General features: G+C 67.4%; 21 protein-coding genes. 2 read left to right on the forward strand and 19 right to left on the reverse strand.

The features are described from left to right. The 4 genes from LWH48_RS16540 to LWH48_RS16555 form a co-directional block, all read right to left on the reverse strand. Positions 1-428: Wzz/FepE/Etk N-terminal domain-containing protein (locus LWH48_RS16540; RefSeq protein WP_232913428.1), on the reverse strand; the 428-nt coding region annotated here is incomplete at its 3' end. Beyond that, a complete protein-coding gene (locus tag LWH48_RS16545; protein ID WP_232913429.1) occupies positions 418-681 on the reverse strand; it encodes a hypothetical protein in 264 nt (87 codons plus the stop codon). The genes LWH48_RS16540 and LWH48_RS16545, both read right to left, overlap by 11 nt. A 182-nt stretch (positions 682-863) precedes the next feature. Further along, a complete protein-coding gene (locus LWH48_RS16550) occupies positions 864-2,252 on the reverse strand; it encodes a KamA family radical SAM protein (RefSeq protein ID WP_232913430.1) in 1,389 nt (462 codons plus the stop codon). 204 nt (positions 2,253-2,456) lie between these two features. Then, complete coding sequence (locus tag LWH48_RS16555) at positions 2,457-2,687, reverse strand: DUF2798 domain-containing protein (RefSeq protein ID WP_232913431.1); 231 nt, start codon at positions 2,685-2,687, stop codon at positions 2,457-2,459. 121 nt (positions 2,688-2,808) lie between these two features. Here LWH48_RS16555 and LWH48_RS16560 point away from each other — a divergent pair, with 121 nt between their 5' ends. Then, positions 2,809-3,630 carry a carbon-nitrogen hydrolase family protein gene (locus LWH48_RS16560; protein WP_232913432.1) on the forward strand — a complete coding sequence of 274 codons (822 nt, stop codon included), beginning with the start codon at positions 2,809-2,811 and terminating at the stop codon, positions 3,628-3,630. 23 nt (positions 3,631-3,653) lie between these two features. Next, positions 3,654-4,166, forward strand: a complete 513-nt coding sequence (locus LWH48_RS16565) for a macro domain-containing protein (protein WP_232913433.1) — start codon at positions 3,654-3,656, stop codon at positions 4,164-4,166. A 4-nt stretch (positions 4,167-4,170) separates the two neighbouring features. Here the strand turns inward: LWH48_RS16565 and LWH48_RS16570 are convergent, their stop codons facing one another. From LWH48_RS16570 to LWH48_RS16640, 15 genes are all read right to left on the reverse strand, one after another. Next, positions 4,171-5,493 (reverse strand): TRAP transporter large permease, encoded by a 1,323-nt coding sequence (locus LWH48_RS16570; RefSeq protein WP_232913434.1) that lies wholly within the window; start codon positions 5,491-5,493, stop codon positions 4,171-4,173. Then, a complete protein-coding gene (locus tag LWH48_RS16575) occupies positions 5,483-5,962 on the reverse strand; it encodes a TRAP transporter small permease (RefSeq protein WP_232913435.1) in 480 nt (159 codons plus the stop codon). The genes LWH48_RS16570 and LWH48_RS16575 overlap by 11 nt, the downstream gene beginning before the upstream one ends. A 66-nt stretch (positions 5,963-6,028) precedes the next feature. Continuing rightward, on the reverse strand, positions 6,029-7,039 hold the full coding sequence (locus LWH48_RS16580) for a DctP family TRAP transporter solute-binding subunit (RefSeq protein WP_161430850.1): 1,011 nt from the start codon (positions 7,037-7,039) through the stop codon (positions 6,029-6,031). Positions 7,040-7,168: 129 nt separating this feature from the next. Then, the gene (locus LWH48_RS16585) at positions 7,169-7,657 is read right to left on the reverse strand and encodes a DUF192 domain-containing protein (protein WP_232913436.1); all 489 of its coding nucleotides are present in this window, start codon (positions 7,655-7,657) and stop codon (positions 7,169-7,171) included. Next, positions 7,654-8,799, reverse strand: coding sequence for an ABC transporter ATP-binding protein (locus tag LWH48_RS16590; protein ID WP_232913437.1), 1,146 nt, complete (start codon positions 8,797-8,799; stop codon positions 7,654-7,656). The genes LWH48_RS16585 and LWH48_RS16590 overlap by 4 nt, the downstream gene beginning before the upstream one ends. Next, on the reverse strand, positions 8,792-9,460 hold the full coding sequence (gene modB, locus LWH48_RS16595; RefSeq protein WP_232913438.1) for a molybdate ABC transporter permease subunit: 669 nt from the start codon (positions 9,458-9,460) through the stop codon (positions 8,792-8,794). The genes LWH48_RS16590 and modB overlap by 8 nt, the downstream gene beginning before the upstream one ends. Continuing rightward, positions 9,460-10,293 (reverse strand): molybdate ABC transporter substrate-binding protein, encoded by an 834-nt coding sequence (gene modA, locus LWH48_RS16600; protein WP_232913439.1) that lies wholly within the window; start codon positions 10,291-10,293, stop codon positions 9,460-9,462. Before modA ends, modB begins: the two co-directional genes overlap by 1 nt. Before the next feature lie 129 nt (positions 10,294-10,422). Further along, positions 10,423-11,154, reverse strand: a complete 732-nt coding sequence (locus tag LWH48_RS16605) for a GntR family transcriptional regulator (protein ID WP_232913440.1) — start codon at positions 11,152-11,154, stop codon at positions 10,423-10,425. Between the two features lie 122 nt (positions 11,155-11,276). Continuing rightward, entirely contained in the window at positions 11,277-12,767 is a 1,491-nt protein-coding gene (gene pyk, locus LWH48_RS16610) for a pyruvate kinase (RefSeq protein ID WP_161430839.1), read from the reverse strand. Then, positions 12,764-14,104 (reverse strand): glycerate kinase type-2 family protein, encoded by a 1,341-nt coding sequence (locus tag LWH48_RS16615; protein WP_232913441.1) that lies wholly within the window; start codon positions 14,102-14,104, stop codon positions 12,764-12,766. Before LWH48_RS16615 ends, pyk begins: the two co-directional genes overlap by 4 nt. A gap of 337 nt (positions 14,105-14,441) precedes the next feature. Further along, positions 14,442-15,329, reverse strand: coding sequence for a 2-hydroxy-3-oxopropionate reductase (locus LWH48_RS16620; RefSeq protein WP_232913442.1), 888 nt, complete (start codon positions 15,327-15,329; stop codon positions 14,442-14,444). A gap of 38 nt (positions 15,330-15,367) precedes the next feature. Continuing rightward, the gene (hyi, locus tag LWH48_RS16625; RefSeq protein ID WP_232913443.1) at positions 15,368-16,144 is read right to left on the reverse strand and encodes a hydroxypyruvate isomerase; all 777 of its coding nucleotides are present in this window, start codon (positions 16,142-16,144) and stop codon (positions 15,368-15,370) included. A gap of 26 nt (positions 16,145-16,170) precedes the next feature. Then, complete coding sequence (gene gcl / locus LWH48_RS16630; protein ID WP_232913444.1) at positions 16,171-17,946, reverse strand: glyoxylate carboligase; 1,776 nt, start codon at positions 17,944-17,946, stop codon at positions 16,171-16,173. Between the two features lie 178 nt (positions 17,947-18,124). Next, entirely contained in the window at positions 18,125-18,610 is a 486-nt protein-coding gene (locus LWH48_RS16635; protein ID WP_232913445.1) for an ureidoglycolate lyase, read from the reverse strand. Between the two features lie 225 nt (positions 18,611-18,835). After that, positions 18,836-19,669, reverse strand: coding sequence for a bifunctional allantoicase/(S)-ureidoglycine aminohydrolase (locus LWH48_RS16640; RefSeq protein WP_232913446.1), 834 nt, complete (start codon positions 19,667-19,669; stop codon positions 18,836-18,838). Between the last annotated feature and the right edge of the window lie 211 nt (positions 19,670-19,880).

Consider the following 19,880-nt stretch of genomic DNA (forward strand, 5'->3'; position numbering starts at 1 on the left):
TCTTGTGAAGAAGAAACAGAGAAATTGGCAAAAAACAGCCTTCTCACCTTCTCCACTGCATCTTCTTCACCTGCACCTACATCGAAATAATCGAATAGCTCAACCCTAGTTTCTTCTGACTCTTCCAGGTATCGCTGAAAGTTTTCGTAACTACCCACTCTTTGCGACAACTCAGCCACAACCTGCCCCGATGTATAGCTAGTTCCAGGCATATTATTCAATGCTCTCAACCCATCAGGGTGGCCATTAAACTTTAGCTCAGTAGTATAAACAGGCGTGACAGCTGAAACATAGGTAAAGCTAGCTATAACAGCCACTACTACTGCCCCAACGATCCAGTACCACCCTTCAAAAATGGCTAAGACTAGATCACGGAGATCAATCTCATCAGATGCTGAAAGCTCATCAAACTCTTCTTTAGCACTCACTCTTCAAAGCCTCCCTGCCAAAAACAATTGAAAAAGAAAATGCTTGCACTATAAAAAAGGCAAGCACCCAAACCTCGACATCAAACTCGCTCCTCATAGAGTAAAGCAAGTACGCAACAACCAAAGAAAGGGCCACTAGAAAAAGAAGCCCTCGCCACATCTTTTTAAATATAAGAACCAACCCTGGAACAACCAAAAGAAACGGCATTAAAAATGCCGCCTTAAGTATTTTTTCACTATCTTTAGCTGACATTACTTTAGCTTCCTGCGCTTTATTAACTTAATAATAATTAATTATCACGCTATGATACCAAAGGCCTGCCACCTCGGAAACAGCCTGCCTTCCTTCTGAAGCAGGAGAATGCAAAATGCCCCCGTTGGGAAAGCCAAGGGGGCATGTGGTACTTAGAGGTCAGGGATCGAGCGATAGGAGCCTCACGATGCCTTCATGATCAGCGCCTGCTTGTCGTCCTTCATGGCGGCAAACTCGGCCTCGAAGAAGAACTCTTCCTCTCCCAGCGCCGGTTTCAGGTGGTTGAGCCAGGTGGCGGCTTCGTCGTACTTGGCGAAGAAGGGCCGCTGCACCCAGTCGCTGTCGCGCCCCTGGATGAAACGCAGCACGAAGACCTTCTCGCCCTGGATCTCCGTCACCCCCTGGATCTCCACCTTGCCCGGATCGGCAGACATCGACGGCCCACGAGCCGTGCGCGCCAGGCCCGGCACCTGCTTCATCGCCTCGCGGTAGATCTCCCACGCCTTGACCAGCGGCACCTCGAAGTAGTGGCGGGCGCCGGTATCGCGCTCCACGAACATGTAATACGGGATCATCCCCAGGCGCACCTGGGTGGTCCACATGCGTGCCCACTGGTCGGCATCGTCGTTGATGTGCTTGAGCAACGGCGCCTGGGTACGGATTTCCGCCCCGGTGGCCCGGATGCGGCGGATCGCCTCGCGGCAGATGGGGGTGTCCATCTCCCTCCAGTGGTTGAAGTGCGCCATGAAGGCGACATGCTTCCCGGCAGCCACCAACTCTCTGAACAACTCGAGGATATCCTCGGCGTCCGGATCGGTGACGAAGCGATAGGGCCAGAAGGTCAGGCTCTTGGTGCCGATACGGATGTCCTGGACGTGATCCAGCTCCGGCGCCATCAGCCCCTCCAGGTACTGACGCAGGTGCTTGGCCTTCATCACCATGGGGTCGCCGCCGGTCATCAGCAGGTCGGTGACCTCGGTGTGCTCGGCCAGGTAGCGGTGCAGGGAATCCGCTTCATTGGAGGCGAACTTCAGGTCCTTGTCGCCGACGAACTGCGCCCAGCGGAAGCAGAAGGTGCAGTAGCTGTGGCAGACCTGGCCCTGGCTGGGGAAGAACAGCACCGTCTCGCGGTACTTGTGCTGCATGCCGGGCAGCGGCTCGCCATCGAGCAACGGCAGGTTGAGGTCCATCTGCCCCGCCGGATGCGGGTTGAGTTCGGAGCGGATGCGCTCGATCACCGGTTTCATCTCGGCGGCGGTGGCCTCGCGGCGCATCAGCTCGGCCACCTCCTCGAAGTGCTCGGGAAGCAGCATGCCGCGCTGGGGGAAGGTGAGCTGGAAGACCGGGTCTTCGGGCACCCTGTCCCAGTCGATCAGCTCCTCGATCACGTACTCGTTGACCCGGAACGGCAGCACCTGGCTGACGACCCGCATGTCGAAGCGCAGGTCGTCAGGCAGGTTCTGGATCGCTTCGATCTTGTCGAGCTGGCGGTGGGTGTAGACCTTGAACTGACGGGCCTCGAAGGCCTCGGCCGCGGGGCTGCCGAGCTCGATATTGACGCTCTGGTTCATCTCGCCTCCTCATGTTGTCGCGTCCGGCGCCCTGGCACAGGGGCCCGGGGCTTCCGCCACGGGAGGCGGTGCCGGCATCGGTTATCGGGGGAGGCTATTGGTACAGGGACGAGGCTTGAGTTGCAACTTTGTGCGCCGATTTGCAACGAATGTCGCGAAAAGTTCAGTAAATCGCAACACCCCTTTCATCCGGCGGCTACCATGCTAGGGCTTGCGAATGAGCCCTGCGGTAAGGCGTTGCAGTCTTGGCGCACCGACCAGTATCAACGAGAAGGCGATAGGCCAGGCGATATAGAAGGCGCGCCACCAGCGGCCGACAAAACCCTCGCCCAGACCGGTATTGACCCAGGTGATCACGAAGGTCATCAGGAACACCATATACAGCGACATCAACACGGCGAAGACCAGAGGCGCGAGGCGCGGCGGGAAGAACATCGGGACTCCTGATAGCCTGAGGGAAGGAGATGGACGGGGCCTATTATAGGCCGACCACCGCGAATGGCTCCCGTGCCCCTTGGTCGCAGGTCACGGGAGGTCGCATGCCCCAGGAGATCCCATGGAACTGCTTGCCTGCCAACCCGCCATACCCGCCATTCGCTGCCGCGGCGACCAGCTCACCTGGCTGCGCCAGCTGAGCCGCGAGATCGAGTCCCGTTGCCAGGCGAGTCGTCCCGACCTGATCGTGCTGCCCGAGCTCACCACCCTGGAGTACGGCAGCAGCGCCTTCGCCTGCCTGAGGGACCTGGACGACGACCTGCAGGGGCCCGTCTACGAACGTTTCAGCGAGCTGGCCCGGCGCCTGGAGTGCACCATCGCCTATGGCACCGCCCGTCGCAGCGCCCGGGGCCGCCATATCAGCCAGGTGCTGGTGGGGCCGGATGGTGCCCTGGCCGGCGTCTACGACAAGCTGCACTGTGCCCAGTTCGGCGCCTCCAGCGAGGCGGCCCACTTCATTCCCGGCGAGAGCCTGCTGGTGGTGGACATCGCCGGCTGGCGGGTCGGAGTGATGATCTGCTACGACCTGCGCTTCCCCGAGCTGGCACGGCGCCTGGCCGCCGAGGGAGTGGAGCTGGTGCTGCACCCGGTGGCCTTCACCCGCGACTTCTCCTTCGCCAGCTGGCACGCCTTCGTCACCGCCCGCGCCATGGAGAACCAGCAGTGGTGGCTGAGCCTCAACCGCGCCGGTGAGGCCTGGGGCCACTCGCTGCTCTGTCCGCCGCTGGTGGACGAGGCGCACCCCGTGATGGACTTCGGCCCGCACGAGGTGTGGCGCCGGGTGTCACTCTCCAGGCAGGCCCTGGCCGAGGCGCGGGAGCGACTGCCGCTCTCCCGCGACCGTCGCGACGACCTCGCCAGGCTGCCGCTGTGGCAGCCCTGAACGAACGCAACCGAGGAGGCCGCATGATCGAATGTATCCAGGGCGATATCGCCAGGCAGCCCGACATCGAGGCGGTGGTCAACGCCGCCAACGCCCAGCTGCGCCCCGGCGGCGGCGTGGCCGGTGCCCTGCACCGCGCCGCTGGCCCCGAACTCGACCGCGCCTGTCGGCCACTGGCGCCGATCCGCCCGGGCGAGGCGGTGATCACCGCGGCCTTCGCGCTGCCCAACCAGTACGTGATCCACTGCCTGGGGCCGGTCTACGGTGTGGATGAGCCGGCGGAGGCGCTGCTCGCCGACTGCTATCGCAACGCCCTGGAGCTTGCCGAACGCGAGGGCCTGCACTCCATCGCCTTCCCGGCGCTCTCCGCCGGTGCCTTCGGCTACCCGCTGGAGGAAGCCGCGCGGGTGGCACTGGAGACGGTGTCCACCACCCTGCCCCGCTGCCCGCACCTGGAGCGGGTGCGCTTCGTGCTCTTCGATGCCAGGAGCGCCGCGCTCTTCCGGCGACTACTCGACGAGCTGCAGGCAGGGTAGCAACCTACCCCACGTTGTAGCCGAGGGTTCGCGGCAACCACAGGGCGATCTCCGGGAACACCGCCACCAGCGCCAGGGCGCCGGCCATGGCGACGACGAACAGCAGCGCCCAGCCCACGGTCTGCTCCAGACGGATCTTCGCCACTTCGGTGGTCACCATCAGGTTGACCGCCACCGGCGGGGTGAACTGGCCGATGGCGACGTTCATCGCCAGCAGGATGCCGAACCACACCGGATTCCACTCGAAGTGCTGCATCACCGGGATCAGGATCGGCATCATGATCAGGTAGATGGAGATGGCGTCGAGCAGCATGCCGGCGGCCAGCACCGCCAGCATGACCAGCACCAGCAGCACGACGCCGCTGTCGGAGAGCGAGATGATCCACTCCGCCAGGTGGCGGAAGGTGCCAAGCATGGTGCCCGCCCAGGCGAAGATGCCCGCCAGGGCGATGATCAGCATCACCACGCCGGAGATCACCGCCGCCTCGCCGAACAGCGCCCAGAGATCGCGCCAGCCGAGCTCGCGGGTGACGAAGAGTCCGATCACCACGCCGTAGGCCACGGCCACCACCGCAGCCTCGGTGGGAGTAAAGAGCCCCGAGCGCAGCCCGCCGAGGATCAATATTGGCGCGAACAGCGCCGGCAGCGCCTGCTTGAAGGTCTCGCCCACCCTGAGGCGCTCCGCGCCCGCCACCGACATGCCGCCTTCCCAGCTCCGCCCTTCCCAACCATAACGCCTGGAGACGATCAGTGCCGGCACCAGCAGGGCCAGGCCGGCCAGTATCCCGGGGAAGAGCCCGGCGGCGAACAGCGCTCTCAGGTCGACCCCCGGCACCACGATGGAGTAGAGGATCAGCGCCACCGAGGGCGGGATCAGGATCGCCGTGGAGGCCGAGGCGGCGATCAGCGTGGCCGAGAACGGCTTCGGATAGCCGGCCTTCGTCATGCTGGGCAGCATCACCATGGCCACCGCGGCGGCGTCCGCCGGCCCCGAGCCACTCATGCCCCCCATGATCATGCACACCAGCACCGCCACCAGCGCCAGGCCGCCGTGGCGCGGGCCGATCAGCGCCTGGGCGAAGCGCACCAGGCGCAGCGCGACACCGGAGCGCTCGAAGATCAGCCCGGTAAGGATGAACAGCGGGATGGCGATCAGCGGGTACTTGGCGATGCTGTTGTAGGTGTTGGTGCCCAGCGTCGCCAGCATCGCCGGCGACAGCCCGGCCAGTATTCCCGTGGCACCGGCCAGCGCCAGGGAGAAGGCGACCGGGACCCCGGCGATCAAGAAGCCGGCGAAGGCCAGCAGCATCCACAGGTCAGGACTCATCGTCGAGCCTCCCGCGCAGGCGGTCCCATGTCTGCTGCAGCTGGCGCACCAGCATCACCGCTGCCAGGAGTGGCAGCCAGACGATATACCACCACTGGGGCAGCCCCAGCCCCGGCGAGAGGGTCCCCCACTGGTACTCCTGCCAGGCCAGCTTGGCGCCGAACCAGCTGATCAGGCCCAGCACGGCGATGCCGCAGGCACCCTGGAAGAGCACCAGCAGCCGGCGCGGCCCGGTTGGCAGGGCTCGCTCCAGCATGCCGATGCGGATATGGCCGTTACGGCGCAGCGCCACGGCGGCGCCGGCGAAGGTCAGTACCACCAGCAGGAACACCGAGAGCTCCTCGGTAAAGGCCAGCGAGCCGCCGGTGATGTAGCGGGTCACCACGTTACCCAGGCTGATCAGCGAGATGATCACCAGGGCCAGGGCGGCCAGCCAGCGCTCCGGCCTGGCGTCCGGGGAAGGGATCATGGGTTACCTCACAAGGCAGCGGCCGGCCACTAGGGCCGGCCGGTCAGTCGGAAGGAAGGGCGGGGATCAGCGCGACTCGACAGAGGCACGGGCGGCCTCGACGATCTCCTCGCCGATCTTGGGAATCCACTCGTCGTGAACACCGGCGGTGGCCTCGACGAAGGCCTGGTACTGCTCATCGGAGAGCTCGGTGACGGTGACGCCGCGCTCCTGGATGGCGGCCAGGCGCTCGCTCTCCTCCTCGCGGGTCATGGCGATCTCCCACTCGCCCGCTTCCACTGCGGCCTCGCGCAGGATCTCGCGGTCACCCTCCTCGAGGGACTCCCACACCTGACGGTTCACGGCGAAGATCAGCGGATCGTTCATGTAGTTCCACAGGGTCAGGTGCTCCTGACCCACCTGGTCGATGCGCGCCACGTCGAACACCGAGAGCGGGTTCTCCTGGCCATCCACCGCGCCGGTGGTCAGCGCCGGCTTGGCGTCGGCCCAGCTCATCTGGGTGGGGTCGGCGCCCAGGGCGTCGAAGGTGTCCTGGAACAGCGGCGAGCCCACCACGCGAATCTTCAGCCCCTCGAGATCGGCAGGCTCATCGATCGCCCCCCGCGAGTTGGAGAGCTGGCGGAAACCGTTCTCGCCCCAGCCCAGCGGAATCACGTCGCGGGACTCGATGGCCGCGAAGACCATCTCGCCGGCCTCGCCGCCGGTGACCGCATCCACCGCCGCCTCGTCGGGCAGCAGGAAGGGCAGCGAGAAGAGGTTGAGTTCCGGCACCTGGGGCGACCAGTTGATCGTGGAACCCACCGCCGCGTCGATCAGACCGGAGCGCATGGCGGAGAATTCGCGGGTCTGGTCACCGTTGACCAGCTGGGAGTTGGGGTAGACGCGCATGGTGATGCGCCCCTCGGTGCGCTCCTCCACCAGCTCGGCCCATTTCGCGGCGGCCTGGCCCCAGGGGAAGGCGTCGGAAAGCACGGTTGAGATGGCGATCTCACGGGCCTGGACGGAGAGCGAGGCGGAGAGCACGGCGGCGCCGGCCAGGGCGGCGGCCAGCTTGGCAAGCGGTCGATGGGTAGTCATGGCGTGTCCTTGCAGCGGCGTCTCGAAGGCATCGAGACGCAATTATGGTTATGGATCAAGCGATGCAGTCGTGCGACTGCATCCGACTATTCTAGGGCGAGCAGCGTTGAATGACAGCCCGGGATGGCCCTAGTCACAGCGGGACTCCGCCCCCGGCCAGGTGACACAGTTCCCCACCTCGATGTCGAGCGCCTCGAAGGTACCGGCATTGACCTCCAGTGCGGCCCGATAGGACACCCCGGGGCGGGTCACCGCGCAGTCGGCGGCGTCACCCGAGCCGCAGGGCTGCATGGTGTGGGTCGAGACGATGCGCCCTTCCCCGTCGATGAAGGCGATATCCAGCGGGATCAGGGTGCGGTACATCCAGAAGCCACTACCGCCGGCCTGATCGCCGGGATAGAGGAATAGCATGCCGGCATCGGCGGCAAGGTGCTCCCGCCCCATCAGTCCGCGGCTGCGCTCGGCCGGCTCATCCGCCACCTCGACCCGGAAGTCATGCTGCCCCGAGTCGCTGTGAACGGCGAGTGGCAAGTGCTCCGCGGGTTCCTGGGCGAGGCTCGCCGCGGGCAGTGCCAGCGAGCCGAGGGCGAGGATGGCGGCATGAAGGAGGTGTTTCATGGCAGGCTCCTGGTGTCATCGCCGGCGGCGGAAGTCTCCGGCATCAGGTGGATACCCGCGGCGAGCAGCGAGACCTGCACCGCCTCGCCCCGGGCCAGTCCGTTGCGGCGGGCGGCGTGGGTGGCGATCTCGAAGCCGAGCCGCTGCGGGGTGTGATCGAAGGCCAGGGTCACCGAGGTCATCCCGCCCAGCACCACCAGCTCCTCGACCCGGGCATGCACCGGGTTCTCGCGCTCGCCCAGCGAAGGCCTCCCGCGTCGGTGCAGCACCACATCCGAGGGCGGCAAGTACCAGGCCACCCGGGCACCCGGCGGCAGCGACGCCAGCCCCTCGGCCACCTCCAGCCGCCAGGGACCCCAGGCCAGCCGACGCTCACCGCCCTCCTCCACCACCTCGCCGGTAAACACATTGTGGCGGTCGAGCAGGCGCGCCACCTGCGGCGACACCGGGCGACGGAACAGCGACTCCGGCTGGCCCTCCTGCAGGGTGCGCCCAGCGTGCAGCACGCAGAGTCGATCCGCCAGCGCCGCCGCCTCGTCGAGGTCGTGGGTGACCAGCACGATGGGGATGCGGATCTCCTGGCGCAGCAGCGCCAGCTCGCGCTGCAGGCGCCGACGGGTGACCTGATCCACCGCCGAGAAGGGCTCGTCGAGCAGCAGCACCCGGGGATTGCGCGCCAGCGCCCGGGCCAAGGCTACCCGCTGGCGCTGGCCGCCGGAGAGTTCGGCCGGATGGCGCCCGGCCAGGCCGTCCAGGCGCACCCGCGTCAGCCACTCCTCGGCGCGCCGGCGGCGTTCGGCAGGGGGCAGGTGGCCCAGGGCGACCATGACATTGCCCAGGGCGGTCAGATGGGGGAACAGCGCATAGTCCTGGAACACCAGCCCGACCCGGCGCCGCTGTGGCGGCAGGGAGAGCCGTCTGCCGGCATCGAACCACAGGGCGTCGCCACAGGCGATGCGTCCACCGGCCGGGCGATAGAGCCCGGCCACCGCACGCAACAGGGTCGTCTTGCCGCTGCCGGAGGGACCCACCAGTGCCAGCAGTTCGCCGGCCGCGCAGTGGAACTCCGCGGCCAGCGGAATGGGCCCCGCCTGGTGGAGGCTGACGGCGAGGCTGGCGGACGAAACCAGGGGCTCAGCCACGGCGCCACCTCCGCCGGCCCGCCAGGCCGTAGACCACGCCGATGGTGAGGAAGGAAGCCAGCAGCAGCATTGCCGACATGGTGCCCGCGCCGCTCTCGTCGAAGGCCTGCACCCGGTCGTAGATGGCGATGGCCAGGGTGCGGGTCTCGCCGTCGATGGCGCCACCCACCATCAGGATCACCCCGAACTCCCCCAGGGTGTGGGCGAAGGTGAGGGCCAGGGCCGAGACGATGCCCGGCCACACCAGCGGTAGCTCGATGCGCCACAGGGTATGCAGCGGCGACAGCCCGCTGCACCAGGCCGCTTCACGCAGGTTGCTCGGCACCGCCTCGAAGGCGCGCTGTACCGGCTGGACCGCAAAGGGCAGGTTGGCCACCAGGGAGGCGAGCAGGATGCCCTCGAAGGTGAAGTTGAGCCCCGAACCGAACAGCCGCTGCCAGAGCCCGCCGAAGGGCGCCTCGACGCCGAAGGCCTGCATCAGGTAGAAGCCCAGCACCGTGGGTGGCATCACCAGCGGCAGGGCCACCAGCGCCTCGCCCAGCGGCTTGGCGCGGGAGCGGCTGGTGGCCAGCGCTCGCCCCAGCCAGATCCCCAGCGGCAGCAGCAGCAGGCAGGTCAGGGTCGCCAGGTGCAGCGAGACCGAGAGTGCGGTCCAGTCCATCAGGGCGCTGCATCCTCGGGGAGGCGGAAGCCATCGCCGGGGGCGCGAAAACCATAGTCGGCCAGGATCCCGCGGGCCTCCTCCTGCTGCAGCCAGGCATAGAAGGCACGCGCCGTCTCCCCGGCGCCCTCGACCAGCGCCATGCGCTGGACCAGCGGCGCATGCCAGGACTCGGGAATCAGCACATGCTCGCCGCGCTCGGCGATGGGCGGCGCCAGGGCCAGTGACCAGGCCACCAGCCCCCCACGGGCGTCACCGGAGAGGGCGAAGCGGGCGGCCTGGGAGACGTTCTCCCCCAGCACCCGCAGCGGCGCACTCGCCTCCCACAGTCCAGCATTCTCCAGCGCCTGGCGGGCAGCCACGCCGTAGGGGGCGTGCTCGGGATTGGCCAGGGCAATGCGCGGGCGCCCCTCCCCCGCCGCATGGACGTCGATCGCCTCACGCACTGCGATCAGCGGAGCCTCCTCGCCCGGCAGTTCCCCCTGCCCTCTCGGCTGCAGCCAGGCCAGGCGACCCACCGCGTAGACCACGCCCTCATTCTCGAGGTGGCCTTCCTCGTGCAGCGCCAGCACATAGGCCTCGTCGGCGGAGAGATAGAGCTCGAACGGGGCCCCCTGGGCGATCTGGCGGCGGAAGTTGCCGGAGGAGCCGAAGTTAAGGCGCAGCTCGCGACCGGTCTCGGCAGTGAAGCGCTCGGCGGCCTCGCTCAGGGCGAACTGCAGGTCCGAGGCGGCGGCCACGGTAGGTGGCGCCGCGGCGATGGCCAGCGGCGACAGCAGCAAGGCAAGCCCCAGCAGCAGGGCGAGACATCCCGAGCGGGGGAAGAGTGGCATGACGAGGCTCCGACGGGCATGGATGGACGCATTGTCCGACACCCCGCCGATGCCCACAACCCGCCCGGTGTTCCTGTCAGGGCTATCGCAGTTAGCCATGCGGCGATAGCGAAAGGCGCCGGGGACAGGTCAGCTTGTGGCGACGCCGGCGAAGATGGCGCGCAGGTCGGTCTCCTCCTCGCGGCGACCGAGGTCGAGCAGTCCCTCGAGGCTCACCAGGTGGCCAACCACGGCTTCACGGGCCCCCTCGGCATCCCCCGCACCCAGGGCCGCCAGCAGCCGCGGGTGGTCACCCTCCAGGTAGCAGGAACCGAGCGTGGGACGCTTGTAGAGGGCGATGACGATGGAGGTGCGCATCACCAGATCGGTGAGCATGGCCCCCAGCACACGATTGGGCGAGAGTGCAGCCAGGCGATGATGAATGGTCAGGGAGTGGGCGATGCGTGCCGGTTCGTCGCTGCGGCCGTAAGCGTCAGCCTCGGCCCGCGCCTCGGCCTCCAGCGCCGTCAACACACCAGGTTCAACCCCCTGGGCCGCGAGCAGTGCGGCCACCTCACCCTCCACCAGGCGGCGGGCGGCGAAGGTCTCGCGGGTCTCCTCCACACTCGGCGAGCGCACTCGGGCCACCTGATTGGGACGCTGGTCGATGACATGGTCGGCTGCCAGGCGAGTCAGGGCGCGACGCACCACCGAGCGGCTGACGCCGAAGATCTCGCCCAGTGCCACTTCAGGCAGGCGCGTTCCCGGCGGCAGGCGCTGGCTGAGAACCGCCTGGCGCACCTGCTCGACGATATAGGGGTCGCTGATGCGCTCGCCGGCACGAATGGCGGCCTCGACGTCGGCCTTCCAGGAGTGGCTCATGCTCTCTCGCTCATTGTGATCATCCTGGCCGCACCATCGCACTTTTCGGCACGAATGACCACATCGAGCGGGCATCCTGTATACAGGATGCCCGTGATCAGCACGTCGCTACATGCCTACCGTCACTGCCCGGGCAGATGGCCGGCGTTGACGTCGAGGATCTTCATCGTGTTGGTGCCGCCATGAGCGTTCATCTCGTCGCCCCGGGTAAGGATCACGTGGTCGCCGGGCTCGGCGATACCCTTGTCCACCAGCAGCGCCAGGGCGCGGTCGTTGAGCTCCTCCGCGCTCATCTCGCTGGTATCGAAGGGCAGCGAGACCACCCCGCGATAGAGCGCCATGCGCCGCTGGGCGATGGCGCTGTGGGCCAGACCCACGATGGGCAGCCCCGAACGGATGCGCGAGGCGATCAGCGGCGTGTAGCCGGTGGAGGTCATGCAGGCGATGGCGGCCACGCCGGAGAGATGGTTGGCGGCGTACATGGCGGAGAGCGCGATGGTCTCGTCGATCTGGGTGAAGCCCTCGTGGATGCGGTGGCCCGACTCCTGGGCGACCTTCTCGCGCTCGGCACCCAGGCAGACCCGGTCCATGGCCTCGATGGTCTCCACCGGGAAGTCGCCGGCGGCGGTCTCGGCCGAGAGCATCACCGCGTCGGTGCCGTCGAGCACGGCGTTGGCGACATCGAACACCTCGGCCCGGGTGGGCAGGGGCGACTCGATCATCGACTCCATCATCTGGGTGGCGGTGATCACCGCGCGGTTGAGGGTGCGGGCGCGCTTGATGATGCGCTTCTGGGTGCCGATCAGCTTCTCGTCGCCGATCTCAACGCCGAGGTCGCCGCGGGCCACCATCACCGCCTCGCAGGACTGGATGATGCCATCCAGAGTCGCCTCGCTGGCCACCGCCTCGGCACGCTCGAGCTTGGCCACCAGGCCGATTTCGGCGCCGGCCTCGCCCAGCAGCTCGCGGGCCTCGGCCATGTCGGCGGCACTGCGCGGAAAGGAGACCGCCAGGTAGTCGACGCCGATCGCCACGGCGGTGGCCAGGTCCGCGCGATCCTTGTCGGTGAGCGCCGGAGCCGAGAGGCCACCGCCCTGCTTGTTGATGCCCTTGTTGTTGGAGAGCTTGCCGCCCACGGTCACGGTGGTGTGGATCTCGCGCCCCTCGACGCCGCTGACGTCCAGCACCAGCCGGCCGTCGTCGAGCAGCAGTCGGTCACCGGGGGTGACGTCCTCGATCAGCTGCTTGTAATCGCAGCCCACGCGCTCCCGGGTTCCCGCATCGCTTTCCAGCGCCATGTCGAGGATGAAGGCGTCTCCCTCCTCGAGTTCCACGGCACCCTCGGCGAAGCGGGCGATGCGGATCTTGGGGCCCTGCAGGTCGCCCAGTGCGGCGACACTCCTGCCCTGGCGGGCGGCGATCTCGCGCACTCGCTCGAGGCGCCGGCGATGGTCATCGGCACTGCCGTGGGAGAAGTTGAGGCGCACCACATCGACGCCGGCGGCGATCATCGCCTCGAGCACCCCCTCGCGGTCGCTGGCGGGGCCCAGGGTGGCGACGATCTTGGTACGCCGGATGGGGTCGTGGATGGGGGCATGGGGGAGATGGCTCATGGTGTCCTCGGCAGGATCAGGATGGCACGGAAGTCGTTGACGTTGGTGCGCGTGGGACCGGTAACGATCAGCCGCTCCAGCGCCTGGAAGAAAGTGTAGGCATCATTGCGTGACAGAAAGGTGGCCGGGTCAAGCCCCTGCTGTCGGGCACGGGCCCAGTCGGCATCGGCGATAAGGGCCCCGGCGTTGTCCTCGGAGCCGTCGATGCCATCGGTGTCGATGGCCAGGGCGTGGATGCCCGGTGCGCCCTGAAGCGCCTCGAAGAGCCCCAGCAGGTACTCGACGTTGCGCCCGCCGCGGCCATCGCCGCGCACCGTGACGCTGGTCTCGCCGCCGGAGAGCAGCAGCAGCGGCCGGCTGAGTCCCGCCTGGCTCGAGAGTGCCAGGTGCGCCTGGGCACGCCCCAGCTCGCGAGCCTCGCCCTCGAGGTCATCGCCCAGCACACGCACCTCGATACCACGCGTCGCGGTGGCCACTCGTGCGGCTTCCAGGGCATCGGCGGCGCGAGCCAGCACCCGGGCACGGTCGCGGGCGAAGCCTTGGTCATCAGGCGCCGGCGCCTCGCCGGCCCCCTCGAGGTGGCGCCGCACCGCGTCGGGAATGGCGATGCCGTGGCGCTCGAGGATGGCCAGGGCATCTGCCGGGGTGCTGGCGTCGGGCAGGGTCGGGCCGGAGGCGACCAGAGTCGGGTCGTCGCCGGGCACGTCGGAGATCACCCAGGTCAGCACCTGAGCGGGGTGGGCCGCGGCGGCCAGGCGCCCGCCCTTGATCGCCGAGAGGTGACGGCGCACGGTGTTGATCTCGCGGATCGGCGCCCCGCAGCGCAGCAGCTCGCGGTTGAGCGCCTGCTTCTCGGCCAGGGTGATGCCGGGTGCCGGCAGGCTCATCAGCGCCGAGCCACCGCCGGAGATCAGCGCGATCACCAGGTCCTCCTCGCCCAGCGGCGCCACCGCCTCGAGCATGCGCCTGGCGGCCTCCTCGCTCAGGCCGTCGGGCATGGGGTGTGAAGCCTCGAGTACCTCGATGCGCTCGCAGGGCGCCTCGTGCTCCTCGATACCGTGCCCATAGCGGGTCACCACCAGTCCCTCGAGAGGGGCCTCGGGCTGGTGGGCCTGCCAGGCGCGCTCCAGGGTCGCGGCCATGGCGGCAGCGGCCTTGCCGGCACCTACCACCAGGGTGCGGCCGGCGGGTGGCGGCGGCAGCTCACCGGGCAGCAGGCTATCGGGATGCACGGCGTGCACGGCGGTGTCGGCGAGGCCGCGCAGCCAGCTCAAGGCCTCCGACGCCGACAGCGCAGCGATGGCCTCGGGGGAGGATGGGGACGGCGTGGCGACCATGGGGTTCTCCTCTGCGGCGGATGGCCCCACCGGGGCCATCCAGGAATTCTTGGGTCTCGATCGATTCGGGGTTCGGGATCGTAAGCAGCTATCCGGATTCGAGGATCATGCACGGTGCCCCGGGTTCGGGGTCCGTGAAAAAGGACCCGGCGACAGGTCGCGCCTGCCACCGGGAAAGGCCGCCGGGGCGGCCGGAAGGCGCGCGACGACCCGACGCCCGCCTTCCGGAGCCTACCGGATTCTGCCGCTCGTCGCCGAACGATGTCTGCCGGCAGGCCCTCGGGGAGCAGTCACCTCCCCTGTCCGCGCCGGCCCAGCACCGGGCCGACGCCGGAACTCATGCCTGACCCACCTCGTGGTTGGCCAGGGTCTCCAGGGCACACAGGATGCCGGCATGGTCCCACTCGGCGCCGCCGTTGGCGGCACAGGCCTGGAACAGCTGCTGGGCGTTGGCGGTACCGGGCAGCGCCAGGTCGAGGCTGCGCGCGCCTTCCAGTGCCAGGTTGAGGTCCTTCTGGTGCAGCTTGATCTTGAAGCCGGGATCGAAGGTCCGCTGGATCATGCGCTCGCCGTGCACGTCGAGGATCTTCGACTGGGCCAGGCCGCCGAGCAACGACTCGCGCACCTTGGCCACGTCGGCACCCGCCTTCGAGGCGAACAGCAGGCCCTCGGCCACCGCCTCGATGGTCAGGGCGACGACGATCTGGTTGGCCACCTTGCAGGTCTGGCCGGCGCCGTGGCCGCCGATATGGGTGATGGTCTTGCCCATCACCTCGAGGACCGGCCTGGCCCGGGTGAAGCCCTCGTCGGTGGCGCCGACCATGATGGTCAGGGCGGCGTTGATGGCACCACCTTCCCCGCCGGAGACCGGGGCGTCGACATACTCACCGCCGGCCTCATGGATGCGCCGGGCGAAGTCCTGGGTGGGGATCGGCGCGATGGAGCTCATGTCGATCACCAGGGTGCCGGGCTTCAGGCCCTCGATGACCCCACCCTCGCCGAACAGCACCTGCTCGACGTCCGGGGTATCCGGCACCATGGTGATGATCACCTCGGCCTGCTCGGCGACCGCCCTGGGGCTTGCGAGCTCCTGCATGCCCTTGCTGGCCAGTGTCTCGTCGAGCTTGCCGCGCTTGACGGTGGTGAGCTCGTAGCCTGCGTCCAGCAGGTGGCCCGCCATGGGGCGGCCCATGATGCCCAGTCCAATAAATCCGATCTTGCTCATGATCTCTCTCCTTTGTCATTGGGGTGTCGAGAAGATACTTAGCGGGCGGCGTCCAGCCAGCCCAGGCCCTCCTGGGTGCGGCCGGCGGGCTTGTACTCGGCGCCGATCCAGCCCTGGTAGCCCAGGCGATCCAGGTGGGCGAACAGGAAGGGGTAGTTGATCTCCCCAGTGCCCGGTTCGTGACGTCCCGGGTTGTCGGCGATCTGCACATGGGCGATGCGATCGAAGTGCGTCTCGATGGTCGGCGCCAGGTCCCCCTCCATGATCTGCATGTGATAGATGTCGTACTGCAGCTTGAGGTTGTCGCCTGCCACCTCGTCGAAGATCTGGAGTGCCTGCTCGGTGCGGTTGAGGAAGAAGCCCGGGATGTCGCGGGTATTGATCGGCTCGGCGATCAGCAGGATGCCGGCATCCGCGAGCTTGTCGGCGGCGTAGCGCAGGTTCCCGACCAGGGTCTGGCGTGCCTCGGCGTCGCTGACGCCCTCCGGCTTGATCCCGGCCAGGCAGTTGACCTGGGTATTGCCCAGCACGCGGGCGTAGGCGATGGCGCGCTCGACCCCCTCGCGGAATTCGGCGATGCGGTCCGGGTGGCAGGCGATGCCGCGCTCGCCGGCGGCCCAGTCGCCCGCGGGCAGGTTGAACAGCACCTGAGTCAGGCCGTTGTCGTCGAGGCGCCGCTTGATCTCGGCGGCCTCGAAGTCGTACGGGAAGAGGTACTCCACGCCCTTGAAGCCGGCTTCTGCGGCGGCCTGGAAGCGGTCGAGGAAGTCCACCTCGGTGAACAGCATGCTGAGGTTGGCGGCAAACTGGGGCATCTTGGTCTCCTTGGGTCGTAGTCGATTCAGGTCAGGGAAGCGATGGAGGTCGGCGCATCCTGGATGTTCTCGGCCAGGGCCTCGAACTCGTTGACGCCGTCCAGGTCGGTGCCCATGGCGATATTGGTCACCCGCTCGAGGATCACCTCCACCACCACCGGCACGCGATACTCGGCGGCCAGGCGGCGGGCCTCCTCCAGGGCCGGGGCGATGGCGTCGGGCTCGGTGACCCGCAGCGCCTTGCAGCCCAGCCCCTCCACCACCGAGACATGGTCCACGCCGTAGCCGTTGATCTCGGGGCAGTTGATGTTCTCGAAGGCGAGCTGTACGCAGTAGTCCATGTCGAAGCCGCGCTGGGCCTGACGGATCAGCCCCAGGTAGGAGTTGTTTACCAGCACGTGCACCCAGGGCAGCTTGAACTGGGCGCCGGCGGCCAGTTCCTCGACCATGAACTGGAAATCATAGTCGCCGGAGAGCGCCACCACCTCGGCTTCGGGGTCGGCGCGGCGCACCCCCAGGGCAGCGGGGATGGTCCAGCCCAGCGGGCCGGCTTGGCCGCAGTTGATCCAGTGACGCGGCTGGTAGACATGGAGGAACTGGGCACCGGCGATCTGCGACAGGCCGATGGTGCTGACGTAGCGGGTGTTGCGGCTGAAGACCCGGTTCATCTCCTCGTAGACCCGCTGCGGCTTGACCGGCACCTCGTCGAAGTGAGTCTTGCGCAGCAGGGTGCGCTTGCGCTCCTGGCAGGCCTCGACCCAGCGGCTGCGCTGGCGCAGCCGCCCCTCGGCCTCGAGCTCGCGGGCCACCTCGAGGAAGAGGTCGAGCGCCGCCCCGGCGTCGGAAACGATACCGAGGTCGGGACCGAAGATGCGCCCGATCTGGGTCGGCTCGATATCCACGTGGACGAAGGTGCGGCCCCGGGTATAGGTCTCGACGTTGCCGGTGTGGCGGTTGGCCCAACGGTTGCCGATGCCCATCACGAAGTCCGACTCGAGCAGGGTGGCATTGCCGTAGCGATGGGAGGTCTGCAGCCCGACCATGCCGGCCATCAGCGGATGGTCGTCGGGAATGGTCCCCCAGCCCATCAGGGTGGGGATCACCGGCACCCCGACGAGCTCGGCGAATTCCACCAGGCGATCGCTGGCATCGGCGTTGATGATGCCGCCGCCGGCGACGATCAGCGGCCGCTCGGCCTGCTGCAGCATGGCGATGGCCTTCTCGGCCTGGGCCCGGGTAGCGGTAGGCTTGTAGACCGGCAGCGGCTCGTAGGTGTCCGGGTCGAACTCGATCTCGCTCATCTGCACGTCGATGGGCAGGTCGATCAGCACCGGGCCGGGGCGGGCCGAGCGCATCAGGTGGAAGGCCTGCTGGAAGGCACGCGGCACCTGGGCCGGCTCCAGCACGGTGACGGCCCACTTGGTGACGGGCCCGGCGATCTCGCGGATGTCCACCGCCTGGAAGTCCTCCTGGTGCAGCTTGGCGCGGGGCGCCTGACCGGTGATGCAGAGGATCGGGATGGAGTCCGCGGAGGCGGAGTAGAGGCCGGTGATCATGTCAGTGCCGGCGGGACCCGAGGTCCCGATGCAGACCCCGATGTTGCCGGCTTTGGTGCGGGTGTAACCCTCGGCCATGTGCGAAGCGCCCTCGACATGGCGGGCGAGGATGTGGTCGACGCCTCCCACCTTGCGCAGGGCGGCATAGAAGGGGTTGATGGCGGCGCCGGGCACGCCGAAGGCGACCTCGATACCTTCCTTGCGGAGCACGTGAACGGCGGCTTCTGCGGCGGTCATGCGGGCCATGACGGCTTCCTCCTGAGGGATTTATTTTTGTGGAAACATTTTCTGCATACCGAGACTAGGCCCGGCACAACGGAGCGTCAAGACTATGTGGAAAATATTTTCAAATATTCTTGTATCCAAAAAATACCCAAGCCGTTTCAGGGGCTTGGGTACCTGTAGGGAGGCCGTGGACCCTGCGTTACAGGACGACCTGTATCGACAGGGGGTATTCATCGCAGTTGTTCCCCTCGCCGCCGCGATCGACGACCAAGAACTCCCCTTCCCGCTCCAGCACCGACTGGATGGCATGCCAGGTGCCGGCGCGATAGTTGACCCCCTGGCGCCCGTCGGTGACGAAGGCGCGCACCTCAGCAGGATCGATCTCGTCGCCCGGTGGCGCCACCACCACCACGAACCGTTCTTCATGGAGCGGCATGAAGGCCTGGCTGCCCAGCGGATGGCGCTCCAGGAAGTCGAGTTCCAGGGGTAACGTCACCGGCTGGCTGACGAAGACGCTGATCAGGGTCCGCGCGCCCTCCCCCAGGGTCTCGACCTTGGCCAGGTCGTGGTGGCGTCGGGTGCGCCCGGCATTGATCGGAAACCAGTCGGCGGTGCGGGCGTCGATGACGTCGCCGAAGGGCGCGAAGGCCTCGGCGGTCAGGGGTTCGGCTTTCAGTTCGAGCATGTAGTGCCCTCTTGTTTAACTCGTCAGTCTGCCTGTATTCCGGGGCTGATCCGGGGACAGGCTTGCGAGGAGGCGCTGTGAACCCCTCCCTGGGCGCTACATTTGCCATCCATGGCAAATGACCTCCTCTTCAGCCTGCCCCCGGCGCCCCTTCACTGGTGCTATCTCAGCGCGTCGCCGGATCAGCCTCGAGCGTTACCTCTATGCTCGGATTGCGTCGCTATCTCAGCGCATTGCCGGCCGCAGGGCGGCGTGGCGGTTGACGTCCTTGTAGAGCAGGTAGCGGAACGGGCCCGGGCCGCCGGCATAGCAGGCCTGGGGGCAGAAGGCGCGCAGCCACATGAAGTCGCCGGCCTCGACCTCCACCCACTCCTGGTTGAGGTGGTAGACCGCCTTGCCCTCGAGCACGTAGAGGCCATGCTCCATGACGTGGGTCTCGTCGAAGGGGATCACCGCGCCCGGCTGAAAGGTGACGATGTTGACGTGCATGTCGTGGCGCACGTCCTCGGGGTCGACGAAACGGGTGGTGGCCCAGCGTCCCTCGGTGCCCGGCATCTCGTTGGGGGCGATATCGTTCTCGTTGACCACGAAGGCCTCCGGCACCTCGATGCCCGCGACCCGCTCGTAGGCCTTGCGCACCCAGTGGAAGCGCACCGGGGCGTCGGACTCGTTGCGCAGCTGCCACTTGCTGCCCGGCGGCAGGAAGGCATAGCCGCCGGGCACCATGCGGTGGCGCTCGCCGGCCAGGGTCAGGGTCATCTCGCCCTCCACCACGAAGAGTACCCCCTCGGCCTCGGGATCGGGCTCGGGGCGTTCGCTGCCGCCGCCGGGGGAGACCTCCATGATGTACTGGGAGAAGGTCTCGGCGAAGCCGGAGAGCGGGCGCGCCAGCACCCACAGCCGGGTCTTCTCCCAGAACGGCAGGTTGCTGGTGACGATATCGCGCATCACCCCCCGGGGAATGAAGGCGTAGGCCTCGGTGAACACCGCCCGGTCGGAGAGCAGCTGGGTCTGGGGCGGATGCCCGCCATGCGGGGCATAGTAGGTGCGTTGGTTCATGGTGTGTCCTGAAAAGGCTTGGGCCGAAAGCCGTGCCCGTGGCAGACATCGCTCGAGGCTGATCCGGCGACAGGCCTGTTCGGGGGCGCTGTGAACCCCTCCCTGGGCGTATATGGAGTCCTCCCCGTTTGCAAGCACGAGGCACGATGGTCGGTAGGTACGACTGCACACGTATATCCGGTCTCGTTAATGATGCTCTGATGAGCATCGG

The organism is Halomonas sp. G15, assembly GCF_021282295.1.
Classification (GTDB): domain Bacteria; phylum Pseudomonadota; class Gammaproteobacteria; order Pseudomonadales; family Halomonadaceae; genus Halomonas; species Halomonas alimentaria.

What these genes read in the sequence shown, in the direction of transcription:
- pyk (WP_161430839.1), bottom strand. Translation starts at nt 12,767, where the DNA reads ATGAGCCATCTCCCCCATGCCCCCATCCACGACCCCATCCGGCGTACC.
- LWH48_RS16560 (WP_232913432.1), top strand. Translation starts at nt 2,809, where the DNA reads ATGGAACTGCTTGCCTGCCAACCCGCCATACCCGCCATTCGCTGCCGC.
- LWH48_RS16605 (WP_232913440.1), bottom strand. Translation starts at nt 11,154, where the DNA reads ATGAGCCACTCCTGGAAGGCCGACGTCGAGGCCGCCATTCGTGCCGGC.
- modA (WP_232913439.1), bottom strand. Translation starts at nt 10,293, where the DNA reads ATGCCACTCTTCCCCCGCTCGGGATGTCTCGCCCTGCTGCTGGGGCTT.
- LWH48_RS16565 (WP_232913433.1), top strand. Translation starts at nt 3,654, where the DNA reads ATGATCGAATGTATCCAGGGCGATATCGCCAGGCAGCCCGACATCGAG.
- LWH48_RS16640 (WP_232913446.1), bottom strand. Translation starts at nt 19,669, where the DNA reads ATGAACCAACGCACCTACTATGCCCCGCATGGCGGGCATCCGCCCCAG.
- modB (WP_232913438.1), bottom strand. Translation starts at nt 9,460, where the DNA reads ATGGACTGGACCGCACTCTCGGTCTCGCTGCACCTGGCGACCCTGACC.
- hyi (WP_232913443.1), bottom strand. Translation starts at nt 16,144, where the DNA reads ATGCCCCAGTTTGCCGCCAACCTCAGCATGCTGTTCACCGAGGTGGAC.
- LWH48_RS16585 (WP_232913436.1), bottom strand. Translation starts at nt 7,657, where the DNA reads ATGAAACACCTCCTTCATGCCGCCATCCTCGCCCTCGGCTCGCTGGCA.
- LWH48_RS16570 (WP_232913434.1), bottom strand. Translation starts at nt 5,493, where the DNA reads ATGAGTCCTGACCTGTGGATGCTGCTGGCCTTCGCCGGCTTCTTGATC.
- LWH48_RS16615 (WP_232913441.1), bottom strand. Translation starts at nt 14,104, where the DNA reads ATGGTCGCCACGCCGTCCCCATCCTCCCCCGAGGCCATCGCTGCGCTG.
- LWH48_RS16620 (WP_232913442.1), bottom strand. Translation starts at nt 15,329, where the DNA reads ATGAGCAAGATCGGATTTATTGGACTGGGCATCATGGGCCGCCCCATG.
- gcl (WP_232913444.1), bottom strand. Translation starts at nt 17,946, where the DNA reads ATGGCCCGCATGACCGCCGCAGAAGCCGCCGTTCACGTGCTCCGCAAG.
- LWH48_RS16635 (WP_232913445.1), bottom strand. Translation starts at nt 18,610, where the DNA reads ATGCTCGAACTGAAAGCCGAACCCCTGACCGCCGAGGCCTTCGCGCCC.
- LWH48_RS16555 (WP_232913431.1), bottom strand. Translation starts at nt 2,687, where the DNA reads ATGTTCTTCCCGCCGCGCCTCGCGCCTCTGGTCTTCGCCGTGTTGATG.
- LWH48_RS16545 (WP_232913429.1), bottom strand. Translation starts at nt 681, where the DNA reads ATGTCAGCTAAAGATAGTGAAAAAATACTTAAGGCGGCATTTTTAATG.
- LWH48_RS16550 (WP_232913430.1), bottom strand. Translation starts at nt 2,252, where the DNA reads ATGAACCAGAGCGTCAATATCGAGCTCGGCAGCCCCGCGGCCGAGGCC.
- LWH48_RS16575 (WP_232913435.1), bottom strand. Translation starts at nt 5,962, where the DNA reads ATGATCCCTTCCCCGGACGCCAGGCCGGAGCGCTGGCTGGCCGCCCTG.
- LWH48_RS16580 (WP_161430850.1), bottom strand. Translation starts at nt 7,039, where the DNA reads ATGACTACCCATCGACCGCTTGCCAAGCTGGCCGCCGCCCTGGCCGGC.